This is a genomic window from Streptomyces sp. NPDC087844 (assembly GCF_044742785.1).
In the GTDB taxonomy this organism is placed as follows: Bacteria; Actinomycetota; Actinomycetes; order Streptomycetales; family Streptomycetaceae; genus Streptomyces.
The window spans coordinates 156448-175247 of record NZ_JBIUVD010000008.1 but is presented as its reverse complement, the minus strand read 5'-3'; the positions used below and the strand labels follow the sequence as shown (position 1 = coordinate 175247).

Below are 18800 nucleotides of genomic sequence, written 5' to 3'. Positions count from 1 at the left end.
TCGGCCGAGGTCCCGGAAGGGGATCGCCGCGACCAGTTCCGTGCACGATCACTGAGCGTTCGGGGGCGGTGCGGCTCCGCCGGGGGCGGGCCAGGGGGTGGGGGCCTGTGCCCGGCGGGGCCGTGCGGGTTGCGGGTGGCCGGTTTCGGGCGCGCCGTTTCCCGCGTCCCTGACGGGGCAGGGGCCGTCCGATGCCAGGTTCGAGGCCAGTTCCGAGACGGAGATGCGGAGCTGGGTCTCGGCGGCGGCGCAGTGGGCCGCCCGGCGGGCCCGGCCCTCCGCCAGGATGGCGTCGCGCGCGCGGTGGCCTTCGGCACGGGTGGCCGCGAGGGCCGCGGCGTCCTCCTCCGGGGTCCGCCGGCCGACCACGGCCTCGTCGCTCGCCTCGTCGCCCGCCTCGTCGCGCATCTCGTCGCCTGCGTCGAGCGCCCGCCGTATTCGGGGCAGTACCCGGCGGTAGAACAGAACGGCGACGACGAACAGCGGCAACGCCACGGGGACCATGGCCATGACTTACCCGATCATGTGTACGCAGCAACGTACATCTGCGCCACTATTGACCGGAACTCACCGTTTGCCGCCGTCTCCCGACGAGCCGCTCGGGCCCGAGGATCTTTCACAACCCAGGTGAGACAGCAATACTGTTTCACCGCGTCCGGTGGTGGGCGCCGTACGTGGAGGAGCAGGCATGGCGACGGACACCGGGGAGCCGACGCTCACCGTCGACGAGCTGGCCGCGCGGGCGGGTGTGACGGTGCGGACGGTGCGCTTCTACAGCACCAAGGGGCTGTTGCCGCCGCCCGTGATCGGGCCGCGTCGCGTGGGGCACTACAGCCAGGAGCATCTGGCGCGGCTCGCACTCATCGAGGAGCTGCAGCGGCAAGGGATGACGCTGGCCGGTATCGAGCGCTATCTGCAGCAGTTGCCGGACGGGCTCAGCGCCCAGGACCTGGCCATCCACCGGGCCGTGGTGGCCTCCTGGTCGCCCGACGCGGCGGAGGAGGTGGGCCGGGCGGAGCTGGAGCGCCGGGCGGGGCGACCGCTCGGCCCGGAGGACCTGGACCGGCTCGCCGCGATGGGCGTCCTCAGGGAGGCGGCGGGCCCGGACACCTACCGCGTGGACCTCGGGCTGCTGCGGCTCGGCGTCCAGCTGCTCGACGTACCGATAGCGCACGAGGCCATCCTCGCCGCGCGCAATGTCATGGTGAAGCACACGCGCGCCGCGGCCCACGAGCTCTCCGTGCTGTTCCGGGACGAGGTGTCCGAGCACGAGTCCGTCGAGGCCGTGCGGGACCTGTCGGCGCACATGCAACCACTGGTGGTGCAGGCTCTGCTGACGACCTTTCAGCGGTCGCTCAACGAGGAGCTGCGGGAATGGCTCAGGAACTCCTGAACAGCCGGGCCCGGACTGCCGGGCCTGAACCTCACAAGTAGGCCGAGCCGCCTGCCACGTTGAGGGTCTGGCCGGTCAGGAAGCCACTGCCCTCGTCCACCACGTACAGCAGGGTGGAGACGAGGTCGCACGGCTCCTGGGTTCGGGGGACGGCCTGTTGGGCGCGTACGTGCTCGAAACCGCCGTCCGCGCCGACCGTGCGCTCGGCGGTCTCCGTGCGGACCATGCTCGGCGCGATCGCGTTGACGGTGATGTCGTACGGCCCGAGCGCCGAGGCGAGCGCGCGGGTGAAGCCGATCAGGCCGGCCTTCGAGGCGGTGTACGCCACCATCGTGGGCGGGGCGGTGAGCACGGCGGCCGAGGCGATGTTCACGATGCGGCCCCAGCCCGCCGCCTTCAGATACGGCAGTGCCGCGCGGGTCATCAGGAACGGCGCCTCCAGATTGACGCGCATCACCCGCCGCCACTCCTCGGGCGTGATGTCCTCGAAGTCCGATTCGGGGTAGACCCCCGCGTTGTTGACCAGGACGTGCAGGGTGCCGAACTGCTCCAGCACCTGCGCGAGGGCCCCGGCGATCTGCGTCTCGTCCGTGACGTCGGCGACCAGCTCCACGTAGTCCAGAACGCGGTCGGCCGTCTCCCGCTGCGGAACCAGGTCGAGGCCCGCGACCCGGTAGCCGCGCCCCGCGAGTGCGACGGCGAACTCCTGCCCGAGGCCCTGTGCCGCGCCGGTCACCAGGGCGGTACGCGTCTCCATGCGGCGAGTGTGATGACCCGTCAAGCAGGGTGCAAGGGGGCGTTTCCGGTCTCCGGAACGCGCTGCGGAACGGTCGCCGACCGGGCCTCGGGACCAGTCACTGTTCCATTCGCCGGAACGTCCTTGTTGCCGCGTACGCCCGGCGGGCCGACGCTGCGGGCGGACCCAGCCGCCAGCGTTCCGGAGCCGTGCCCGATGACCGAGACCGACCGTGCAGTGGACGACGCCGAGCGCGCCCGCGCACAGGGCGGAAGAGGAGGGCGGCGGTTCGGGCCGCCGTCGGCCGGATCGTGGGCGGCGCGCCTCTCGCCACGGTGGCTCCCCGACGAACTCGGCGTCCTGGTGGTCCTCGCCCTTCTTGTCGCCGGCATCGGCATCCCGTACCCCGGCTTCCTCGACAGCGACAACCTGCTCACCACCGCGCACAACTCCGTCTACATCTCACTGATGGCGTGCGGCATGGTCTTCGCGCTGGCCATGCGCGAGGTCGACCTGTCCGTCGGCGGCAGTTACGCGATGTGCCTGGTCGTCGGCGCCCTGCTGGTGCGCGAAGGCGTGGCACCCTGGCTGGCGGTCCCGGTGGTACTGCTCACCGGGACCGCGCTGGGCGTCTTCAACGCGCTGGTCACCACCCTGCTGGCGCTGCCCTCGTTCATCGTCACGCTCGGCACCCTGATGCTGTTCCGGGGCATCGGGCTCGCACTCGCCGGCGGCAAGCAGATCACCGATCTGCCCCTGGACGACTCGTTCTTCACTCTCGCCGGCGGTGATGCGGGCGGGGTGCCGTTCGCGCTGTGGGTGCTGCTCGCGGTGACGGCCGTCCTGACCGTGGTGCTCGCCCGTACCCGTTTCGGGTCCCGGGTGCGGGCCATCGGGTCCAATCCCGACGCGGCCGCGTTCAGCGGAATCCCCGTCGTCCGTACGCGGATCAAGGCGCTCGCGCTGTCCGGGCTCACCACGGCCTGCGCGTCGGTGCTGGCGCTCGCGTACTACGGCGCCGGGGACCCGACGCTGGGCCAGGGGTACGAGCTGCAGGCCATCGCCGCGTGCATCATCGGCGGCACACCGCTGGCGGGCGGTCGCGGTTCGGTCGTCGGGGCGGTGGCCGGCGCGCTGATCCTGTCCGTCGTCGCGTCCGGCCTCGTGTTCTTCGAAGTACCCATCAACTGGACGTCGTTCGCGACCGGTGCGGTGATCCTCGTCGCGGTCGCGGCGGACAGCGCCCTGCGCCGCGGAGGGCGCCGCCGAGACAGCCGCAGACACTGAACGTCACCGCACCTGGAGGCCCTGATGCACCCCCGGTTCCGTACCCTCTCCGGCGCCCTCGGCGCGCTGGTGCTCCTCTGTGCCACCGGATGCGGCGACGACGACTCCGCAGGCGGGGGCGGCGGGAAGCTCGACATGGGCATCGCGGTGGCCAACATCAGTCTCAACTTCGCGCACGAGATGGTGCTCGGCGCGGAGAGCGCCGCCGACCACGCGGGGAAGGTGGACTTCAAGGCCGTCGGGCCGCCCAACACGGACGGTCCGGCCGAGGTCCAGCTCTTCCAGAACCTCACCGCCGTCGCCAAGGACGGCATCGTCCTGGAGAACCTGGACCCGCCCATCTTCACCCGGCCCGCCGCCCGCGCCGTCGACCAGGGCATCCCGATCGTCGCTCTGGACACCTCCCCCACCGACGGCAGCAAGGTCACCTTCTACGTGGGCAACGACAACTACGCGCTCGGCGAGCTGATGGCCCAGGAGGCGCTGAAGCGGCTGGGCGACGACCCGAAGGGGGAGATCGTCGTCGGGGTGCCCAATCCGGGGACGCCGGTGCTCGACAACCGGGCCAAGGGCATCACCGACACGTTCGAGAAGGAGGCGCCGGGCGTCAAGGTGCTCGGCCCCTTCCAGACGTACAGCGATCCCGGTCAGAACCACAGTTCCTGGGCGTCGCAGGTCGCCGCGCATCCGAAGGCACTCGCCTTCCTCGGGGTCGGGGACGCCGACAGCTACAACCTCGCGAAGATCAAGAAGGAGAAGAGCGGGAAGTGGCTGACGGCCGGCTTCGACGTCGACCCCAAGACCCTGGACGCGGTCGAGGACGGCTCGAACTTCGTGACCATCGATCCGCAGCACTTCCTCAAGGGCTACCTCTCCACGGCGATACTGATCGAGTCGGTGCGGGAGAACGACGGGAAGCTGCCCGACGGCTGGTTCCTGTCCCCCGGCGGTGTCGTGGACTCCTCCAACATCGACGAGGTCGCCGCGCGGCAGAAGTCCCCCCAGGCCGCGTACGACTGGTACGAGCCCGTGATCGACAAGCTGCTCGGCGACCAGGAGGCACAGCTCAAGCCGTTGAAGGACGCGCGCTGAGATGAGTCACGAGGCCATGCTGGACGCGCGGTCGCTCGTCAAGTCGTACGGCGGGGTGCAGGCCCTGGACGGGGCGGACATCCGGCTGCGGGGCGGCGAGGTGCACGCGCTGGTCGGTGAGAACGGGGCGGGCAAGTCGACGCTCGTGCGGATCCTGTCGGGGACCCTGGCACCGGACGAGGGATCGGTGCGGCTCGCCGACCGGGCGCGGGAGGGCGGAATCGCCGTCGTCTCGCAGGAGTTGAGCCTCTTCCCCGATCTGCCGGTCCGGGAGAACCTCTTCCCCCACCGTCCGCCGCGCCGCTTCGGACTGCTCGACCGGGGCGCGATGGACCGCGCGGCCCGGCCGGTCCTCACCGAGTTGGGACTCGACGTCGATCCCGGCGCCCCGCTCGGCGAACTGCCGCTCGCCGACCAGCAGTTGACGGAGATAGCCCGCGCACTGCTGCGCCGGCCGCGCGTACTCGTCCTCGACGAGCCCACCTCCGCGCTGCCGGCTGCCGCCGTGGACCGCCTCGAACACGTCCTGCGCACCCTCACGGAGCGGGGCATCGCGGTCCTGTACGTCACCCACTTCCTGGAGGAGGTGATGCGCTTCGCGCACCGCGTGACGGTTCTGCGGGACGGCCGGGTCACCCTGGCCGGCGTGCGGGGCGAGGAGGTCGGCGTACCGGACCTGGTGAAGGCGATGCTGGGCACCGCGCCACCGCTTCCGGTACGCCGCGAGCGCGCCCCCGCCGACGGGCCGCCGCCGGTCGTGCTCTCCGAGGTGTGCGTCCCGGGGCGGCTGACGGACGTGACGTTCACCGTGCGCGCGGGCGAGGTGGTGGGCGTGGCCGGGCTGCAAGGGGCGGGTCACCTCGACGCGTTGGCGGTGGTGTGCGGGCGTACCGGCATCTCGGCGGGCCGGGTCGGCGTCGGCGACCGGGGGCTCCCGCACTCCTTGCGCGACGCGATCCGCGCGGGGGTGGCGTTCGTGCCGAGTGACCGCAAACGGTTCGGGCTGATGACGGACCGTACGGTGTGGGAGAACACCACGTCGGTGAGCTGGCTGGCGCTCGGCCGGGGCGGTGTCATGCCGTCCCGCGCCGAACTGGTGCGCCGGACGACCGGCTTGACTTCCCGATTACGGCTGCGGGGCGGCCCGCACGACGTGGTGGGCCGACTGTCGGGCGGCAACCAGCAGAAGGTCGTCTTCGCCAAATGGCTGGCCACGGACCCGCGTATCGTCGTCCTCGACGACCCCACGCGCGGGGTCGACGTAGGCGTGCGGGCCGAAATGCACGCGATTGTCGGTGAGTTGGCGGCGGGCGGCGCGGCCGTCCTGGTCGCGTCGACCGACCTGGCCGAACTGACGGAGGTCTGCGACCGCGTCCTGGTCTTCGTGCGGGGGCGGATCACCGGCGAGGTGAGCGGCGGACGGCTCACGGAGCACGAGCTGGCGGCGGCGATGCAGTCGGGGGCGGACGCGAGGAGCGACGGCCGGGGCGGGTCGAGTAGTTGATCCCGGCACACCCTTGAAACCAGCCTCTCAGGCGCTCGTACGTCACGTACTCGTCCGTCAGGCGGACAGCTCCCGGGTCAGGGCGCGGGCCGCCGCGCACACCCGTGCGCCGACGCGGTCCACGTCGAGGCGGCGGGTGCCGCCGGTCACGGAGAGGGCGGCGACCGGGCGGTCGTCCTGGGCGTAGACCGGGGCCGCCACGGCCGAGACACCGACCTCGGCCTCCTCCAGATTGACGCCGAAGCCACGGGCACGGGTGCGTGCGAGGTCGCGGGCGAGCTGTCCTGGCAGGACGAGGGAGCGGGGCGTGAGGCGCGCCAGGGACGGGCCGGGCGGCCGGGGATCGTGGGCCAGGAAGACCTTCCCCGTGGCGGTGCAGTGGGCGGGCAGCCGGCCCCCGGTGCGCGAGACGATCGGCGTGGCACGGCGGCCGGTGAGTTTCTCCAGGAAGAGCGTGTCGGGTCCGTCGGGGACGGCCAGGTGCACGTTCTCGCCCGTCGCCTCGTACAGGTCGCCGAGGAACGGCAGTGCCACGTCCCGCAGTTCGCGCGCGGAGGGCGCCGACTGACCGAGGACGAAGAGCGCGAGTCCGATGCGGTAACGGCCGTCCGGAGCCCGTTCCATGAGTCCCAGCCGGACCAGCTCGGCCAGCAGCCGGTGGACGGTCGGTTTGGGCAGACCCGTGCACAGCGACAGCTCGGCCAGGCTCCGCGAGCCCTCCGACTCACCGCAGGCGCGCAACAGCGCCGCACCGCGCGCGAGCACCGACTTCGGCACCTGACCGTCCGTCATGGACCGATGGTCGGGCCCCGGCGGGCGCCTGACAAGGTGCGGGTCCTTCCGAGTCGTCGGCGGCCCCTGTCCGCACGAGGGGTACGCCGTCACGCTGCGGCCCCGCCGACCGGCCCGCCGCTGCCTACCGCAGGGGCACGTCGACGAGCATCGGCCTGGTCAACTCTGCCGCGCTCGCGACGAGTTCGCGTAGTCGGTCCGCGCTGTCCACCCGCACAGCGTCGACCCCGAAGAACCGGGCCGCCTGGGTGAAGTCGAGCCGCCCCAGCTCGGTGCCGGGGCAGATCCCGGTGCCGCCTCTCGCCTCGTAGGTGTCCTGGAGGGTCCGGTAGGCGCCGTTGCTCATCACCACGAACAGCACGGGAGCCGCGTACCGTGCCGCGCTCCACAGACCCTGGAGGCCGAAGAGGGCGCAGCCGTCGCCGAGGACGGCGACCACGGGCCGGCCCGGTTCGGCCAGGGCCCGGCCCACCGCCGCGCCGATCCCCCAGCCGAGACCGCCGCCCACGGTGTGCGTATAGCTGCCGGGCCGGTCGAGATGTACGAGCCGGCGGAGCAACAGGCCCACGGTGATGGCCTCTTCGACGACGGCCGTGCCGGGCGGCAGTCCGCGCGCCACGGCGTGCGCGGCGGCCCAGGGGGCCAGCGGTGCCGGGGAGTACGCGGCGCGCGCGGCGGCCTCCGTACGGCGTCGCTCGGCCGTGTGGCGGTCGCCGGCGCGCAGCACTCTGGTCTTCGCGGTGTGCGCGGGGACCCGCTCGGGCAGCAGTTCGGCGAGCCGGTCCAGGGAGGGCCTGAGCGCGCCCACGAGGCCGTGGTCGGCGGGGAAGTTGCGGCCGATCTCGTCCGGGTCCGAGTCGAGCTGGACGACGGTGATGCCGGGCGGCAGCGCCGGGCCCGGGGTGTAGTGGTGGGGCGTGAAGGCGTGCGCCCCCACGATCAGCACGGTGTCGTACGGTTCCAGCGCGGCCCGGATCGCGTCGTGGCGCGGCGGCAGCATCCCCGCGTACAGGGGGTGGGTCGTCGGGAAGTTCAGGAAGTCCGCCATCGGCTGGTGGTGCACGGGTGCCCCGCAGGCCTCGGCGGTGCGGACGAGCGCGGCCGTGGCGGCCTCGCGGCCCACGCCGTCCCCCGCGACGATCACGGGCCGTGCACCGCCGCCGAGCAGGACGGCGGCCCGGTCGAGTCCGCCGGCCGGCGCGGCTCCGGGTGCCGGCGTACGGGCGGGGACCTCGACCTCGGTGTCCTCCGCCAGCAGGTCCATCGGCACGGAGACGAGCACGGGCCCGGCGGGCGGCCGGGCGGCCAGCGCGAAGGCGCGGCGCAGCGCGAGCGGCAGGTCGCGGGCGTGCTGGACGTCGTACGCGGCTTTCACGGCGGGTGCGGCGAGCGTGACGAGGTCGGCGCTGAGCATGGGGTCCTGCTGGAGGTGGCGGCGGTCCTGCTGGCCGGCCAGCACCACGAGCGGGGTGCGCGAGCGGCGGGCGTTGAGCAGGCCTACGAGGCCGTTGGCGAGGCCGGCCGCGATGTGCAGGGTGACGAAGGCGGTCCGGCCGGTGGCGCGGGCGTATCCGTCGGCCATGGAGACGACCGCGCCCTCGTGGACACCGAGGATGTACTCGGGTGCCCGTTCGGTGTCCGCGAGGGCTGCCAGGAACGGCAGTTCGGTGGTGCCGGGGTTGCCGAAGACGCGGTCCACGCCCTCGCCGCGCAGGATGCCGAGCAGGGCGGAGGCGGGACGGCAGCCCATCGTTGGCTCCTCGTGGGGACGGGGACCGGTCGCGGGTCAGCGTCGGGGAACCGCCCCACCGGGGGCAAGGGGGGCGTACCACTCAGCGGTACCGGTGGTACGGCGGTGGTCGTCTGCGGGTCCGTCGTTGCCGAGCGCGCAGTTCCCCGCGCCCCTGAAAAGCGGGGCTGCGCCCCAGCTTTTCGCCCTTGAGGGGCGCGGGGAACTGCGCGACCTCAGCCACGACGGACCCGCAGACGACAAGCCCCCCGGGCAGGGGCCCGTCACCGGTCGGTGAAGCGCTCACCCTTCTCCGCCTTCGCCACCAGCAGCGCCGGCGGCGCGAACCGCTCCCCGTAGCGCTCGGCGAGCTCCCGCGCGCGGGCCACGAACGCGGCCGGCCCGGTGCCGGACCTGTCCCGGCCCTCGTAGCCGTTGATGTACTGCAGGACGCCGCCCGTCCAGCCGGGGAAGCCGATCCCGAAGATGGACCCGATGTTGGCGTCGGCGACCGAGGTCAGGACGCCCTCCTCCAGGAGGCGGACGGTGTCCAGGGCCTCGGAGAAGAGCATGCGCTCCTGCATGTCCTGGAAGGGGATCTCCGCGCCCGGGCGGGTGAAGTGCTCCCGCAGACCGGGCCACAACGCCGTGCGCCTGCCGTCCTCCGCGTACTCGTAGAAGCCCGCGCCGCCGCTGCGACCTGTGCGGCCGAACTCGTCGACCATGCGGTCGACGACCGTGTCGGAGGGGTGCGCCGTCCACGTGCCGCCCGCCTCCTCGACGGCCCGCTTCGACTCGGCTCGGATCCTGCGGGGCAGGGTGAGCGTCAGCTCGTCCATCAGGGAGAGCACCTTGGCCGGATAGCCGGCCTGGGCGGCGGCCTGCTCGACGGAGGCGGGCTCGATGCCCTCGCCGACCATCGCCACGCCCTCGTTGATGAAGTGCCCGATGACCCGGGAGGTGAAGAAGCCGCGCGAGTCGTTGACGACGATCGGGGTCTTCCTGATCTGCCGTACGAGGTCGAAGGCGCGTGCCAGGGCCTCGTCGCCCGTCCGCCCGCCCTTGATGATCTCGACGAGCGGCATCTTGTCGACGGGCGAGAAGAAGTGCAGTCCGACGAAGTCGGCCTGCCGCTCGACGCCCTCGGCGAGCGCGGTGATCGGCAGGGTCGAGGTGTTGGAGCACAGCAGCGCGTCCGGCTCGACGATGTGCTGGATCTCCTGGAAGACCTTGTGCTTGAGCGCCGGGTCCTCGAAGACGGCCTCGATGACGGCGTCGCAGCCCGCCACGTCCTGGGGGTCCGCGGTGGGCGTGATGCGGGCGAGCAGCGCGTCGGCCTTCTCCCGGGTCGTACGACCGCGGGAGACCGCCTTGGCGCAGAGCTTCTCCGAGTAGGCCCTGCCCTTGGCGGCGGCCTCGGCGGAGACGTCCTTGAGGACGACGTCGATGCCGACGCGGGCGCACGAGTACGCGATCCCGGCGCCCATCATCCCGGCGCCCAGGACGGCGACCTTGCGGACCTGGCGGGGCTCGACGCCCTCCGGGCGGTTGGCGCCGGAGTTGACGGCCTGGAGGTCGAAGAAGAAGGCCTGGATCATGTTCTTGGAGGTCTGGCCCGTGGCCAGTTCCACGAAGTAGCGCGCCTCGATGAGCTGCGCGGTCTCGAAGTCGACCTGAGAGCCCTCGACGGCCGCCGCGAGGATGTTGCGCGGCGCCGGGTAGGGCGCGCCGCCCGTCTGCTTGCGCAGGTTGGCCGGGAAGGCGGGCAGGTTCGCCGCGAACTTCGGGCTGGACGGGGTGCCGCCCGGGATGCGGTGGCCGGGCTTGTCCCAGGGCTGGCTCGACTCGGGGTTGGCGTCGATGAAGGCGCGGGCCTTGGCCAGCATCTCCTCCCGGGTGGCCGCCACTTCGTGGACGAGGCCGTTCTCCAGCGCGCGCCGCGGACTGTACTGGGTGCCCTGGAGGAGCACCTTGAGGAGGGCGTCGGCGATACCGAGGAGGCGTACGGTCCTGACGACGCCGCCGCCTCCGGGCAGCAGACCGAGCGTGACCTCGGGGCAGCCGATCTTGGAGCCGGGCGCGTCGAGGGCGACCCGGTGGTGGCAGGCCAGCGCGATCTCGTAGCCGCCGCCCAGGGCCGCGCCGTTCATGGCGGCGACGACGGGCTTGCCGAGTGTCTCGATGCGGCGCAGGTCGCGCTTGATGGCGAGGCCGCCGTCGAGGAGCTGCTGGGCGGTCTCGGGGGTGACCCGGATGAGGTCCCGCAGGTCGCCGCCCGCGAAGAAGGTCTTCTTGGCGGAGGTGAGGACGATGCCGCGGATGGCCGCGGGATCGGCCCGGACCTCGGCTTCCAGGCGGTCGGCGATCGCGGTGAGCGACTGCCGGAACGCCTGGTTCATAGTGTTCGCGGACTGGCTGGGATCGTCGAGGACCAGGGTGACGACACCGGTGTCGTCCTGTTCCCAGCGGATGGTGGTGCTCTCGGTCATGAGGGTTTTCTCCGTAGAAGTCCGTGAAGGTCCGTGGAAGTCCGGGGGCCACTGGGAGCCGCGGGGATGGTTACAGGCGTTCGACGATCGTCGCGATGCCCATGCCGCCGCCCACGCACAGCGTGGCGAGGCCGAACCGCTTGTCCTGGCGCTCCAGTTCGTCGACCAGCGTGCCGAGGATCATCGCGCCGGTCGCACCGAGCGGATGGCCCAGCGCGATCGCGCCGCCGTTGACGTTGACCTTGTCCAGGGACAGGCCCATGTCCCGGGCGAACCGCAGGACGACCGCCGCGAAGGCCTCGTTGATCTCGACGAGGTCGATGTCGTCGATGGTCAGCCCGGCCTTGGCGAGCGCCTTGCGGGTGGCGGGCGCGGGCCCGGTCAGCATGATCGTCGGCTCGGAGCCGGAGACGGCGGCGGAGACGATCCGCGCGCGCGGGGTGAGCCCGAAGCGCTCGCCGACCTCCTTGGAGCCGACGGCGACCAGCGAGGCGCCGTCCACGATCCCGGAGGAGTTGCCGGCGTGGTGGACGTGATCGATCCTCTCCACCCAGTGGTACTTCTGCAGCGCCACGGCGTCGAAGCCGCCCAGGTCGCCGATGTCCGCGAACGACGGCTTCAGTCTGCCCAGTGAGTCGGCGGTGGTGCCGGGGCGCGGGTGCTCGTCGTGGTCGAGGACGACGAGTCCGTTGCGGTCCTTGACGGGCACGACGGACCTGCCGAAACGGCCGTCCTTCGCGGCCTCGGCGGCGCGCTCCTGGGACAGCGCCGCGTACTCGTCGACATCGCGGCGGGAGAAGCCCTCGATGGTGGCGATGAGGTCGGCGCCGATGCCCTGGGGTACGAAGTCGGTGGCGATGTTGGTCATGGGGTCGGCGAACCAGGCACCGCCGTCGGAGCCCATCGGCACGCGGGACATCGACTCGACGCCGCCCGCGAGGACGAGGTCCTCCCAGCCCGAACGGACCTTCATCGCGGCCAGGTTGACGGCCTCAAGACCCGACGCGCAGAAGCGGTTCTCCTGGACACCGGCCACGGTGTCCGGCAGCCCCGCGGCGATGGCCGCGATACGGGCGATGTCGGAGCCCTGGTCGCCGACCGGCCCGACGACACCGAGCACGATGTCGTCGATCGCGGCCGGGTCGAGTCCGGGGAAGCGGGCCTGGATCTCGTGGATGAGTCCGACGACCAGGTCGACGGGCTTGGTGCCGTGCAGGGCGCCGTTCGCCTTGCCGCGACCGCGCGGGGTGCGGATCGCGTCGTACACGTACGCTTCGGTGGTCACTCGTGAGCCTTTCAGGAGGAGCCCGGGGGCACTGGGCGGGGTCAGCCGAGCAGAGAACGCCCGATGATCTCCTTCATGATCTCGGTCGTCCCGCCGTAGATGGTCTGGATGCGGCCGTCGGTGAAGGCCTTCGCGACGCGGTACTCCGTCATGTAGCCGTAGCCGCCGTGCAGTTGGAGGCAGCGGTCCGCGACGCGTTTCTGCAGTTCGGTGGCCCACCACTTGGCCATCGAGGCGTGCACCGCGTCGAGTTCGCCCGCCGTGTGGTCGACGATGCAGCGGTCGATGAACGTCCGGGTGACGGCGCACTCGGTCGCCATCTCCGCTATCTCGAAGCGGATGTGCTGGAGCCTTGCCAGCGGCCGTCCGAAGGCCTCGCGCTCCTTGACGTACTCGGTGGTGATCTCCAGCAGGTGCTCGGCGGCGGCGATCCCGGCCACGGCGATACCCATCCGCTCCTGCGCGAGATTCGTCATCAGGTGCACGAAGGCGCCGTTCAGCTCACCGAGCAGGTTCTCCTTCGGGACGCGTACGTCGTTGAAGAACAGCTCGGCGGTGTCCTGGGCCTTCTGGCCGATCTTGTCGAGGTTGCGGCCGCGCTCGAAGCCCTCCGTGCCGCGTTCGACGACGAGCAGGGAGAGGCCCTTCGCGCCTCCCTCGGGGGTCGTCCTCGCTACGACGATCACGAGGTCGGCCAGGATGCCGTTCGAGATGAAGGTCTTGGAGCCGTTGAGCAGCCAGTGGTCGCCCCGGTCCTCGGCGTGCGTCCTGATGCCCTGGAGGTCGGAGCCGGCGCCGGGCTCGGTCATGGCGATGGCCGTGATGAGCGAGCCGTCGCAGAATCCGGGCAGCCAGCGCCGCTTCTGCTCCTCGGTGCCGAGCCCCGACAGATAGGGACCGATGATGTCGTTGTGCAGTCCGAGTGCCAGCCCGGCGGCTCCCGCGCGGGTGAACTCCTCGGCGAGCGCCGCGCTGTAACGGAAGTCGGCGTTGCCGCCGCCCCCGTACTCCTCGGGGACGGCGAGAGCGAGCAGTCCCTGCCGCCCGGCCGCGAGCCAGGCCTCACGCGAGACGATGCCGTCCTTCTCCCACTGCTCGTAGTGCGGAAGCACCTCCTTCGCGAGGAAGGTGCGGACGGTCTCGCGGAACGCCTCGTGCTCGGATGTGAAGATCTGCCGCTTCATTCGGGGGTGCCCTTCGGTTCAAGAGCGCCCGTCGCCTGCGGGGTGCCCTGCGGTTCGGGAATGCCCTTCAGGAGGTCCGGTACGTCCCAGTCGCGGGCCACGTCGGCGGTGCCGGTGCCCGGCAGGGCGGGCCCGCCGCGGACGGTGGTGGGGGTGGCGGAGAACCGGGGTGCGGGGGCGGGCTGGGTGATGCCGCCGTGGTCGGTGAAGGTGCCGCGGGCCGCGAGATGCGGGTGGTGCGGCGCCTCGCGCAGCGACAGCACGGGCGCCACGCACGCGTCGGACCCTTCGAAGACGGCCGTCCACTCGTCGCGCGTACGGGTCCTGAAGCGGGCCGCGACCGCCTCGCGCAGCTCGCCCCAGCGGGACAGGTCCTTGCGCGCGGAGGCGGACTCCCCCAGGCCGAGCAGTTCGGTGAACTCGTCGTAGAACTGCCCTTCCAGCGCACCGACCGCCATGTACCGGCCGTCGGCCGTCTCGTACGTGCCGTAGTACGGGCAGCCGCCGTCGAGGAGGTTGGCGCCGCGCCGGTCCTGCCAGCCGCCCGCGGCCAGCATGCCGTGGATCATCGAGGACAGATGGGCCGTGCCGTCCACGATCGCCGCGTCCACGACCTGTCCGACGCCGGTCGCGCGCGCGTGGTGCAGTGCGGCCAGGACACCCACGACGAGGTACAGGGAGCCGCCCGCGTAGTCCCCGACGAGGTTCGCGGGGACGGCCGGCGGCTCGTCGGGAGCGCCGATCATGCCGAGGGTGCCGGTCAGCGCGATGTACGCGATGTCATGGCCGGCGCGCGGGGCGAGCGGCCCGTCCTGGCCCCAGCCGGTCATGCGCCCGTAGACGAGTCCCGGATTGCGGGCGTGGCAGGCCTCGGGTCCGATACCGAGGCGCTCGGCGACACCCGGCCGGAAGCCCTCGACGAGGATGTCGGCGCGCTCGACCAGGGCGAGGACCCGCTCGGCGCCGTCGGCCGCCTTGAGGTCGGCGATCACCGAGCGCTTGTTGCGGTTGGTGATGTCGTAGGCGGGGTCGATCGCGAGGGACCCGCCGCCCGGCCGGTCCACGCGGACGACATCCGCGCCCAGATCGGCCAGGAGCATGGCGGCGAACGGGCCGGGCCCGATGCCCGCCAGCTCGACCACGCGCACCCCGGCCAGCGGACCGTGCCCCGCTGTTCCGGCTGTTTCCGTCGTTTCCGCCGATTCCGCCGCTGTCATCAAGCCCCCAGCACTGTGACACAACTGATGTAACATCAGTGATGTTAAGAACGCGTCCCCCTTCGCACAAGCCCCCGGCGAGCAAGCGCTCAGTCAATTCTGGGAGCCGGCCGGGAGCCTGGACCGGTGAGAGCGGGTCGCGGCCGACGCGGCGCGGGCCGACGGGCGCGGGGGCTCAGCGGGCGTCCGGCTGCGCCACGCGTCTCTTCGGGAGGAGGACGAACACCTTCTTGCCGACCTTCACGACGGTCCCCGCCCCGGGGGAACTCCTCGGCGGTGCCCGGCAGCCCGAAGGCGGACGCGCGTACTTTCTCCCGCTTCCGCAGGCTGTTCCTCGTCGGGGCCACGGCTGCCTCCGGGTCCTGCTCGGCCCCTGCAGCGGGGTCCTGGTTCGGCTCCTCCTACCTCACGCTAGTCTCGGCCACCGACAACGGCGCGGGCTGAACGGCTGAGAGGTGCCATGAGCAGGCAGGACAGGACCGAGCGCGCGTACGACATCGTGCTCTTCGGCGCCACCGGGTTCGTCGGAAGGCTCACCGCGGAGTACCTCGCCGCGCACGCTCCCGAGGGGCTGCGCTGGGCGATCGCGGCCCGTGACACCGCGAGACTGGAACGGCTGCGGGACCGCCTCGCGGCGATCGACCCGGGCTGCGCGGAGCTGCCCCTGCTGCAAGCCGACGTCACCGATCCGGTCTCCCTGCGGGAACTCGCGGAGCACGCGCGCGTGGTGGCCACGACCGTCGGCCCCTATGTGGAGTACGGCGAGGACCTGGTCGCCGCCTGCGCGGACGCCGGCACCGACTACCTGGACCTCTGCGGAGAGCTCGAGTTCGTGGACCTCATGTACGTGCGGCACGACGCACGCGCGCGTGAGACCGGTGCCCGGCTGGTGCACGCCGCCGGATTCGACTCCGTCCCCCACGACCTGGGCGCCTACTTCACCGTGCGGCAGCTCCCCGAAGGGGTGCCGTTGACCGTGGACGGCTTCGTGCGGGTCGGGGCGATGTTCTCGGGCGGCACCTTCGCCTCCGCGCTCAACCAGTTCTCCCGCGGGCGGCACCTGCTCGCCGCCGCGCGCGACCGCAGGCGGCACGAGCCGCGCCTGGTCGGACGCCGGGCGTACGCGTCCCCGAGCGCCCCGCGCTATGCGAAGGAACTCGGCGCGTGGGCACTGCCGCTGCCCACCATCGACGCACAGATCGTGCAGCGGTCCGCGCGGGCGCTGGAACGGTACGGGCCCGACTTCCGCTACCGCCATTACGCGGCGGTCGAGACGCTGCCGGCGGCCGTGAGAGGGGTGGCCGGGGCGGGGGCCGTCTTCGTGGCGGCGCAGGTGCCGCCCGTGCGGCGCTGGCTGTCGGGCCGGTTCAAGCCGGGTGAGGGGCCGAGCGAGGAGAAGCGGGCTGCCAGCTGGTTCTCGGTGCGGTTCGTCGGTGAGGGCGGTGGAAAGCGGGTCTTCACCGAGGTGGCCGGTGGGGATCCCGGCTACGGGGACACCGCCAAGATGCTGGCCGAGTCCGCGTTGTGTCTCGCCTTCGACGAACTCCCCCTCACCTCGGGGCAGGTGACGACGGCTGTCGCCATGGGGGACTCGCTGATCGAGCGGCTGCGGGGGGCTGGGATCACGTTTCGCGTCGCCGCCACGCGGTAGTGCCGCGCAGCGGGCGCGGTACGGGTGTCGCCGGATGACTGCTGCGGGATGACTGCTGCCGGATGACCGTGCGGGTCCGCCGTGGCTGGGCGCGCAGTTCCCCGCGCCCCTGAAGGCTCTGAGTCCCCCCGCGAGTTGGTCAGAACGGCCAGTCCAGGAGCGTGTAGATCATTCCGGCTGTCCAGGCGATCCCAGCCAGTATCGCGAGGGCCAGGCCGGCCATCACGGCACGCTCGACGGGCTGGGTGGCGGGGCCTGCGGCGGGCTTGGGAGCACGGTGTGTCGTCATGTGGCCAAGCCTGTCGATCATGGCGGACCGCGGCATCCGTACGCGTACTCAATCCTCGTACTCAGGACATGTACTCAGGACACGTACTGACGGCACGTACTCAGAGGCCTTACCCGGAAGCCGTGCTCATGCCGTCGTCGCCTTCAGGGCCCGGCGGCACAGCGCGTCCGCGTGGCGGGTCGTCTCCGGGAGGCGGAAGCGCGGTGCGAGGTGGAGGGTGTGGGCGCAGGCGGTCTCCAGCGACACCCGGTGGCCGACCGAGACGAACACCGGCTTGATCCCTGCCTGGGTGCGCAGCGCCCGGCCTACCTCCTCCTCGCCCGCGAGCAGCGGGGACGAGGAACCGCGCGGGGCGCCCGGCTCCTCGTGGGTGAACGTGAACGGGTTCTTGGCGACCCCGATCGTCGGGAGGCCGGTGAGGACGCCGAGGTGGCTCGCCAGGCCGAAGCGGCGGGGATGGGCGAGCCCGTAGCCGTCGCAGACCACCAGACCCGGCGCGCACGGCAGCGCTTCGAGGGCCGCCATGACGGCCGGGACCTCCCGGAAGGCGAGCAGCCCGGGAACGTACGGGAAGGGCACCTGGCCGACCGCCGTGGACTCGGCGACCACGTCGAGGGTCGCCGCGTCGAGCACCACGGCCGCGGCCACGACGACATCGCGCGCGTCGTCGTAGGCCACGTCGACGCCGGTCACCCTGCCGGTTCCCGGCGGCGGGCCCGGCTCGTCGAGGACCACCCGCCCCCGCAACTCGTCCTGCACGGTTCGGGCCCGCTCTTCGGTGGCGGGCCAGCCCGCGGGGATGCGTACGGTCGTCGTCGTCATGGTGCCGCCGAGCCTAGGGCAGCCCCCCGGGGCACCGGAACGTCAGCGTTCCAGGCGGGCCACCCGGCCCTTCTCTCCGGAGGCCCAGCAGGCCAGGTCCTGGGTGCAGTCCACGGTGTCGTACGAGCCGGTGTCCAGCGTGCGCCAGGTGTGGCCGCCGTTCGTGGTGAGGTCGGTGCCGGTGGGGCCGACCGCGAGGGCGGAGGTGCGGCTGTGCGGGAGCCAGGCGACGCCCGAGCGGTAGGCCGCGGGCGGCGTGCCGGCCGTCGTCCAGGTGCGGCCCCCGTTCCCGCTGACGGCCGCCGCCTTCGGAGAGGCCTGGTCGGCGCGGTAGTCGCCGCCGACCGCGATGCCGTGCGTCCGGTCGCGGAAGGCGAGGGCGAAGACTCCGCGGGCCGGGTCACCCGCGGGGATCGGGGTGTCGGTGGCGGTCCAGGTGCGGCCGCGGTCGGAGGAGTGCAGCACGCGCGCGCGTGCCGCCCCGCCCGTGGCGAGCCACACGTCACGCGGTCCCGAGCTGACCAGGCACTGCCCACTCGCCGCGAAGCCCGCCTCGCCCTCCTGGGCCGCGGGCATGCCGTCGGCGGGCAGCACCTTCCAGGAGCGGCCGCCGTCGCCGGTCGACAGGATGCGGAACTTTCCGTCCACGGGGTCGCTCATCGCCAGGCCGTGGCGCCGGTCGAAGAAGGTCACGCAGTCGTAGAAGGCCTTGGCGTCGGTGTTGCGGAAGGACTCGGTCCAGGTCGCGCCGCCGTCCTCGGTCCGCAGGATCCTGGACGCCTCGCCCTCCCCGATGGCCAGCACCACGGCGCGCCTGCTGTCGAAGGCCTCGACGTCACGGAACTCCAACCCGGCGGTCCCGGGCGGCGATACGTTCCGCCAGCTCGTACCGCCGTCGGTGGTCCGCAGCACGGTGCCCTTGGATCCGGCCAGCCAGGCGGTGTTCCGGCTGACGGCCGCCAGCCCGCGGAACCGCGCGTCCGTGCCACTGTCCTTGAGCTCCCAGTGCGGCTCCCGGTGCGTCGATTTCGCGCCACTCGGCCCCTGAACCGCGACTCCGTCCGCCTGTGCCGGCCCTGTGAGCGCGGCGGCGAACGCCGCTCCGCACACCCCCACGGCCAACAGGCGCCTCGTGAATCCGTTGTTACTCGTGCGTCGCGTCTTGCCCAAGCCCCTCATGGCGGGCGAAGCTAGCCCACTCCCCCGATCACGTCCAGATGCCCCGGGAGGCATCAGCGGTCCCTCAGGAAATCAACGATCACTCCCGTGATTGAAGGCGGTGACGGAGGTCACTAGGACTTCATCCGTTTTCGCAGGCACGGATTGGCCG

16 protein-coding genes are annotated in these 18800 nt (G+C 72.2%); 5 read left to right on the top strand and 11 right to left on the bottom strand.

Annotated elements, in window-relative coordinates; all coding sequences use genetic code 11:
• Nucleotides 1-48 precede the first annotated feature (48 nt).
• Complete coding sequence (locus ACIOKD_RS18355; RefSeq protein ID WP_402084705.1) at nt 49-510, bottom strand: hypothetical protein; 462 nt, start codon at nt 508-510, stop codon at nt 49-51.
• 178 nt (nt 511-688) lie between these two features.
• Here ACIOKD_RS18355 and ACIOKD_RS18350 point away from each other — a divergent pair, with 178 nt between their 5' ends.
• Nucleotides 689-1393, top strand: a complete 705-nt coding sequence (locus ACIOKD_RS18350) for a MerR family transcriptional regulator (RefSeq protein ID WP_402084702.1) — start codon at nt 689-691, stop codon at nt 1391-1393.
• Nucleotides 1394-1424: 31 nt separating this feature from the next.
• Here the strand turns inward: ACIOKD_RS18350 and ACIOKD_RS18345 are convergent, their stop codons facing one another.
• Nucleotides 1425-2150, bottom strand: a complete 726-nt coding sequence (locus tag ACIOKD_RS18345) for an SDR family NAD(P)-dependent oxidoreductase (protein WP_402084699.1) — start codon at nt 2148-2150, stop codon at nt 1425-1427.
• Between the two features lie 195 nt (nt 2151-2345).
• On the opposite strand from ACIOKD_RS18345, the gene ACIOKD_RS18340 reads away from it, so the two are divergent.
• From ACIOKD_RS18340 to ACIOKD_RS18330, 3 genes are read left to right on the top strand one after another with little or no spacing between them, the layout of a single operon-like run.
• A complete protein-coding gene (locus ACIOKD_RS18340) occupies nt 2346-3416 on the top strand; it encodes an ABC transporter permease (RefSeq protein WP_402084696.1) in 1071 nt (356 codons plus the stop codon).
• Between the two features lie 24 nt (nt 3417-3440).
• On the top strand, nt 3441-4508 hold the full coding sequence (locus ACIOKD_RS18335) for a sugar ABC transporter substrate-binding protein (protein WP_402084693.1): 1068 nt from the start codon (nt 3441-3443) through the stop codon (nt 4506-4508).
• A gap of 1 nt (nt 4509) precedes the next feature.
• Nucleotides 4510-6012, top strand: a complete 1503-nt coding sequence (locus tag ACIOKD_RS18330) for a sugar ABC transporter ATP-binding protein (protein WP_402084691.1) — start codon at nt 4510-4512, stop codon at nt 6010-6012.
• 57 nt (nt 6013-6069) lie between these two features.
• On the opposite strand, the gene ACIOKD_RS18325 is transcribed toward ACIOKD_RS18330, so the two are convergent.
• The 6 genes from ACIOKD_RS18325 to ACIOKD_RS18300 form a co-directional block, all read right to left on the bottom strand.
• The gene (locus tag ACIOKD_RS18325) at nt 6070-6804 is read right to left on the bottom strand and encodes an IclR family transcriptional regulator (protein ID WP_402084689.1); all 735 of its coding nucleotides are present in this window, start codon (nt 6802-6804) and stop codon (nt 6070-6072) included.
• Nucleotides 6805-6928: 124 nt separating this feature from the next.
• Nucleotides 6929-8554, bottom strand: a complete 1626-nt coding sequence (locus ACIOKD_RS18320) for a thiamine pyrophosphate-binding protein (RefSeq protein ID WP_402084687.1) — start codon at nt 8552-8554, stop codon at nt 6929-6931.
• Between the two features lie 263 nt (nt 8555-8817).
• Nucleotides 8818-11022 carry a 3-hydroxyacyl-CoA dehydrogenase NAD-binding domain-containing protein gene (locus ACIOKD_RS18315; protein WP_402084684.1) on the bottom strand — a complete coding sequence of 735 codons (2205 nt, stop codon included), beginning with the start codon at nt 11020-11022 and terminating at the stop codon, nt 8818-8820.
• Between the two features lie 70 nt (nt 11023-11092).
• Entirely contained in the window at nt 11093-12307 is a 1215-nt protein-coding gene (locus ACIOKD_RS18310; protein ID WP_402084681.1) for an acetyl-CoA C-acetyltransferase, read from the bottom strand.
• Between the two features lie 41 nt (nt 12308-12348).
• Nucleotides 12349-13491 (bottom strand): acyl-CoA dehydrogenase family protein, encoded by a 1143-nt coding sequence (locus ACIOKD_RS18305; RefSeq protein WP_402084679.1) that lies wholly within the window; start codon nt 13489-13491, stop codon nt 12349-12351.
• Nucleotides 13488-14708, bottom strand: coding sequence for a CaiB/BaiF CoA transferase family protein (locus tag ACIOKD_RS18300; protein WP_402084676.1), 1221 nt, complete (start codon nt 14706-14708; stop codon nt 13488-13490). The genes ACIOKD_RS18305 and ACIOKD_RS18300 overlap by 4 nt, the downstream gene beginning before the upstream one ends.
• 460 nt (nt 14709-15168) lie before the next feature.
• Between ACIOKD_RS18300 and ACIOKD_RS18295 the strand changes: the two genes are divergently transcribed.
• On the top strand, nt 15169-16359 hold the full coding sequence (locus ACIOKD_RS18295; protein WP_402084674.1) for a saccharopine dehydrogenase family protein: 1191 nt from the start codon (nt 15169-15171) through the stop codon (nt 16357-16359).
• Nucleotides 16360-16498: 139 nt separating this feature from the next.
• Here ACIOKD_RS18295 and mmpA read toward each other — a convergent pair whose 3' ends face one another.
• The 3 genes from mmpA to ACIOKD_RS18280 form a co-directional block, all read right to left on the bottom strand.
• Nucleotides 16499-16648: a morphogenic membrane protein MmpA gene (gene mmpA / locus ACIOKD_RS18290; RefSeq protein ID WP_402084671.1), complete on the bottom strand. Its 150-nt coding sequence runs from the start codon at nt 16646-16648 to the stop codon at nt 16499-16501.
• Between the two features lie 126 nt (nt 16649-16774).
• Nucleotides 16775-17470 (bottom strand): endonuclease V, encoded by a 696-nt coding sequence (locus ACIOKD_RS18285; protein ID WP_402084668.1) that lies wholly within the window; start codon nt 17468-17470, stop codon nt 16775-16777.
• Between the two features lie 42 nt (nt 17471-17512).
• Nucleotides 17513-18649, bottom strand: a complete 1137-nt coding sequence (locus tag ACIOKD_RS18280) for a WD40/YVTN/BNR-like repeat-containing protein (protein WP_402084666.1) — start codon at nt 18647-18649, stop codon at nt 17513-17515.
• Nucleotides 18650-18800 lie beyond the last annotated feature (151 nt).

Bases quoted from the DNA above. Each gene is read 5' to 3' on its own strand.
- ACIOKD_RS18355 (WP_402084705.1), bottom strand. From the start codon at position 510: ATGGCCATGGTCCCCGTGGCGTTGCCGCTGTTCGTCGTCGCCGTTCTG.
- ACIOKD_RS18350 (WP_402084702.1), top strand. From the start codon at position 689: ATGGCGACGGACACCGGGGAGCCGACGCTCACCGTCGACGAGCTGGCC.
- ACIOKD_RS18345 (WP_402084699.1), bottom strand. From the start codon at position 2,150: ATGGAGACGCGTACCGCCCTGGTGACCGGCGCGGCACAGGGCCTCGGG.
- ACIOKD_RS18340 (WP_402084696.1), top strand. From the start codon at position 2,346: ATGACCGAGACCGACCGTGCAGTGGACGACGCCGAGCGCGCCCGCGCA.
- ACIOKD_RS18335 (WP_402084693.1), top strand. From the start codon at position 3,441: ATGCACCCCCGGTTCCGTACCCTCTCCGGCGCCCTCGGCGCGCTGGTG.
- ACIOKD_RS18330 (WP_402084691.1), top strand. From the start codon at position 4,510: ATGAGTCACGAGGCCATGCTGGACGCGCGGTCGCTCGTCAAGTCGTAC.
- ACIOKD_RS18325 (WP_402084689.1), bottom strand. From the start codon at position 6,804: ATGACGGACGGTCAGGTGCCGAAGTCGGTGCTCGCGCGCGGTGCGGCG.
- ACIOKD_RS18320 (WP_402084687.1), bottom strand. From the start codon at position 8,554: ATGGGCTGCCGTCCCGCCTCCGCCCTGCTCGGCATCCTGCGCGGCGAG.
- ACIOKD_RS18315 (WP_402084684.1), bottom strand. From the start codon at position 11,022: ATGACCGAGAGCACCACCATCCGCTGGGAACAGGACGACACCGGTGTC.
- ACIOKD_RS18305 (WP_402084679.1), bottom strand. From the start codon at position 13,491: ATGAAGCGGCAGATCTTCACATCCGAGCACGAGGCGTTCCGCGAGACC.
- ACIOKD_RS18300 (WP_402084676.1), bottom strand. From the start codon at position 14,708: ATGACAGCGGCGGAATCGGCGGAAACGACGGAAACAGCCGGAACAGCG.
- ACIOKD_RS18295 (WP_402084674.1), top strand. From the start codon at position 15,169: ATGAGCAGGCAGGACAGGACCGAGCGCGCGTACGACATCGTGCTCTTC.
- mmpA (WP_402084671.1), bottom strand. From the start codon at position 16,648: ATGACGACACACCGTGCTCCCAAGCCCGCCGCAGGCCCCGCCACCCAG.
- ACIOKD_RS18285 (WP_402084668.1), bottom strand. From the start codon at position 17,470: ATGACGACGACGACCGTACGCATCCCCGCGGGCTGGCCCGCCACCGAA.
- ACIOKD_RS18280 (WP_402084666.1), bottom strand. From the start codon at position 18,649: ATGAGGGGCTTGGGCAAGACGCGACGCACGAGTAACAACGGATTCACG.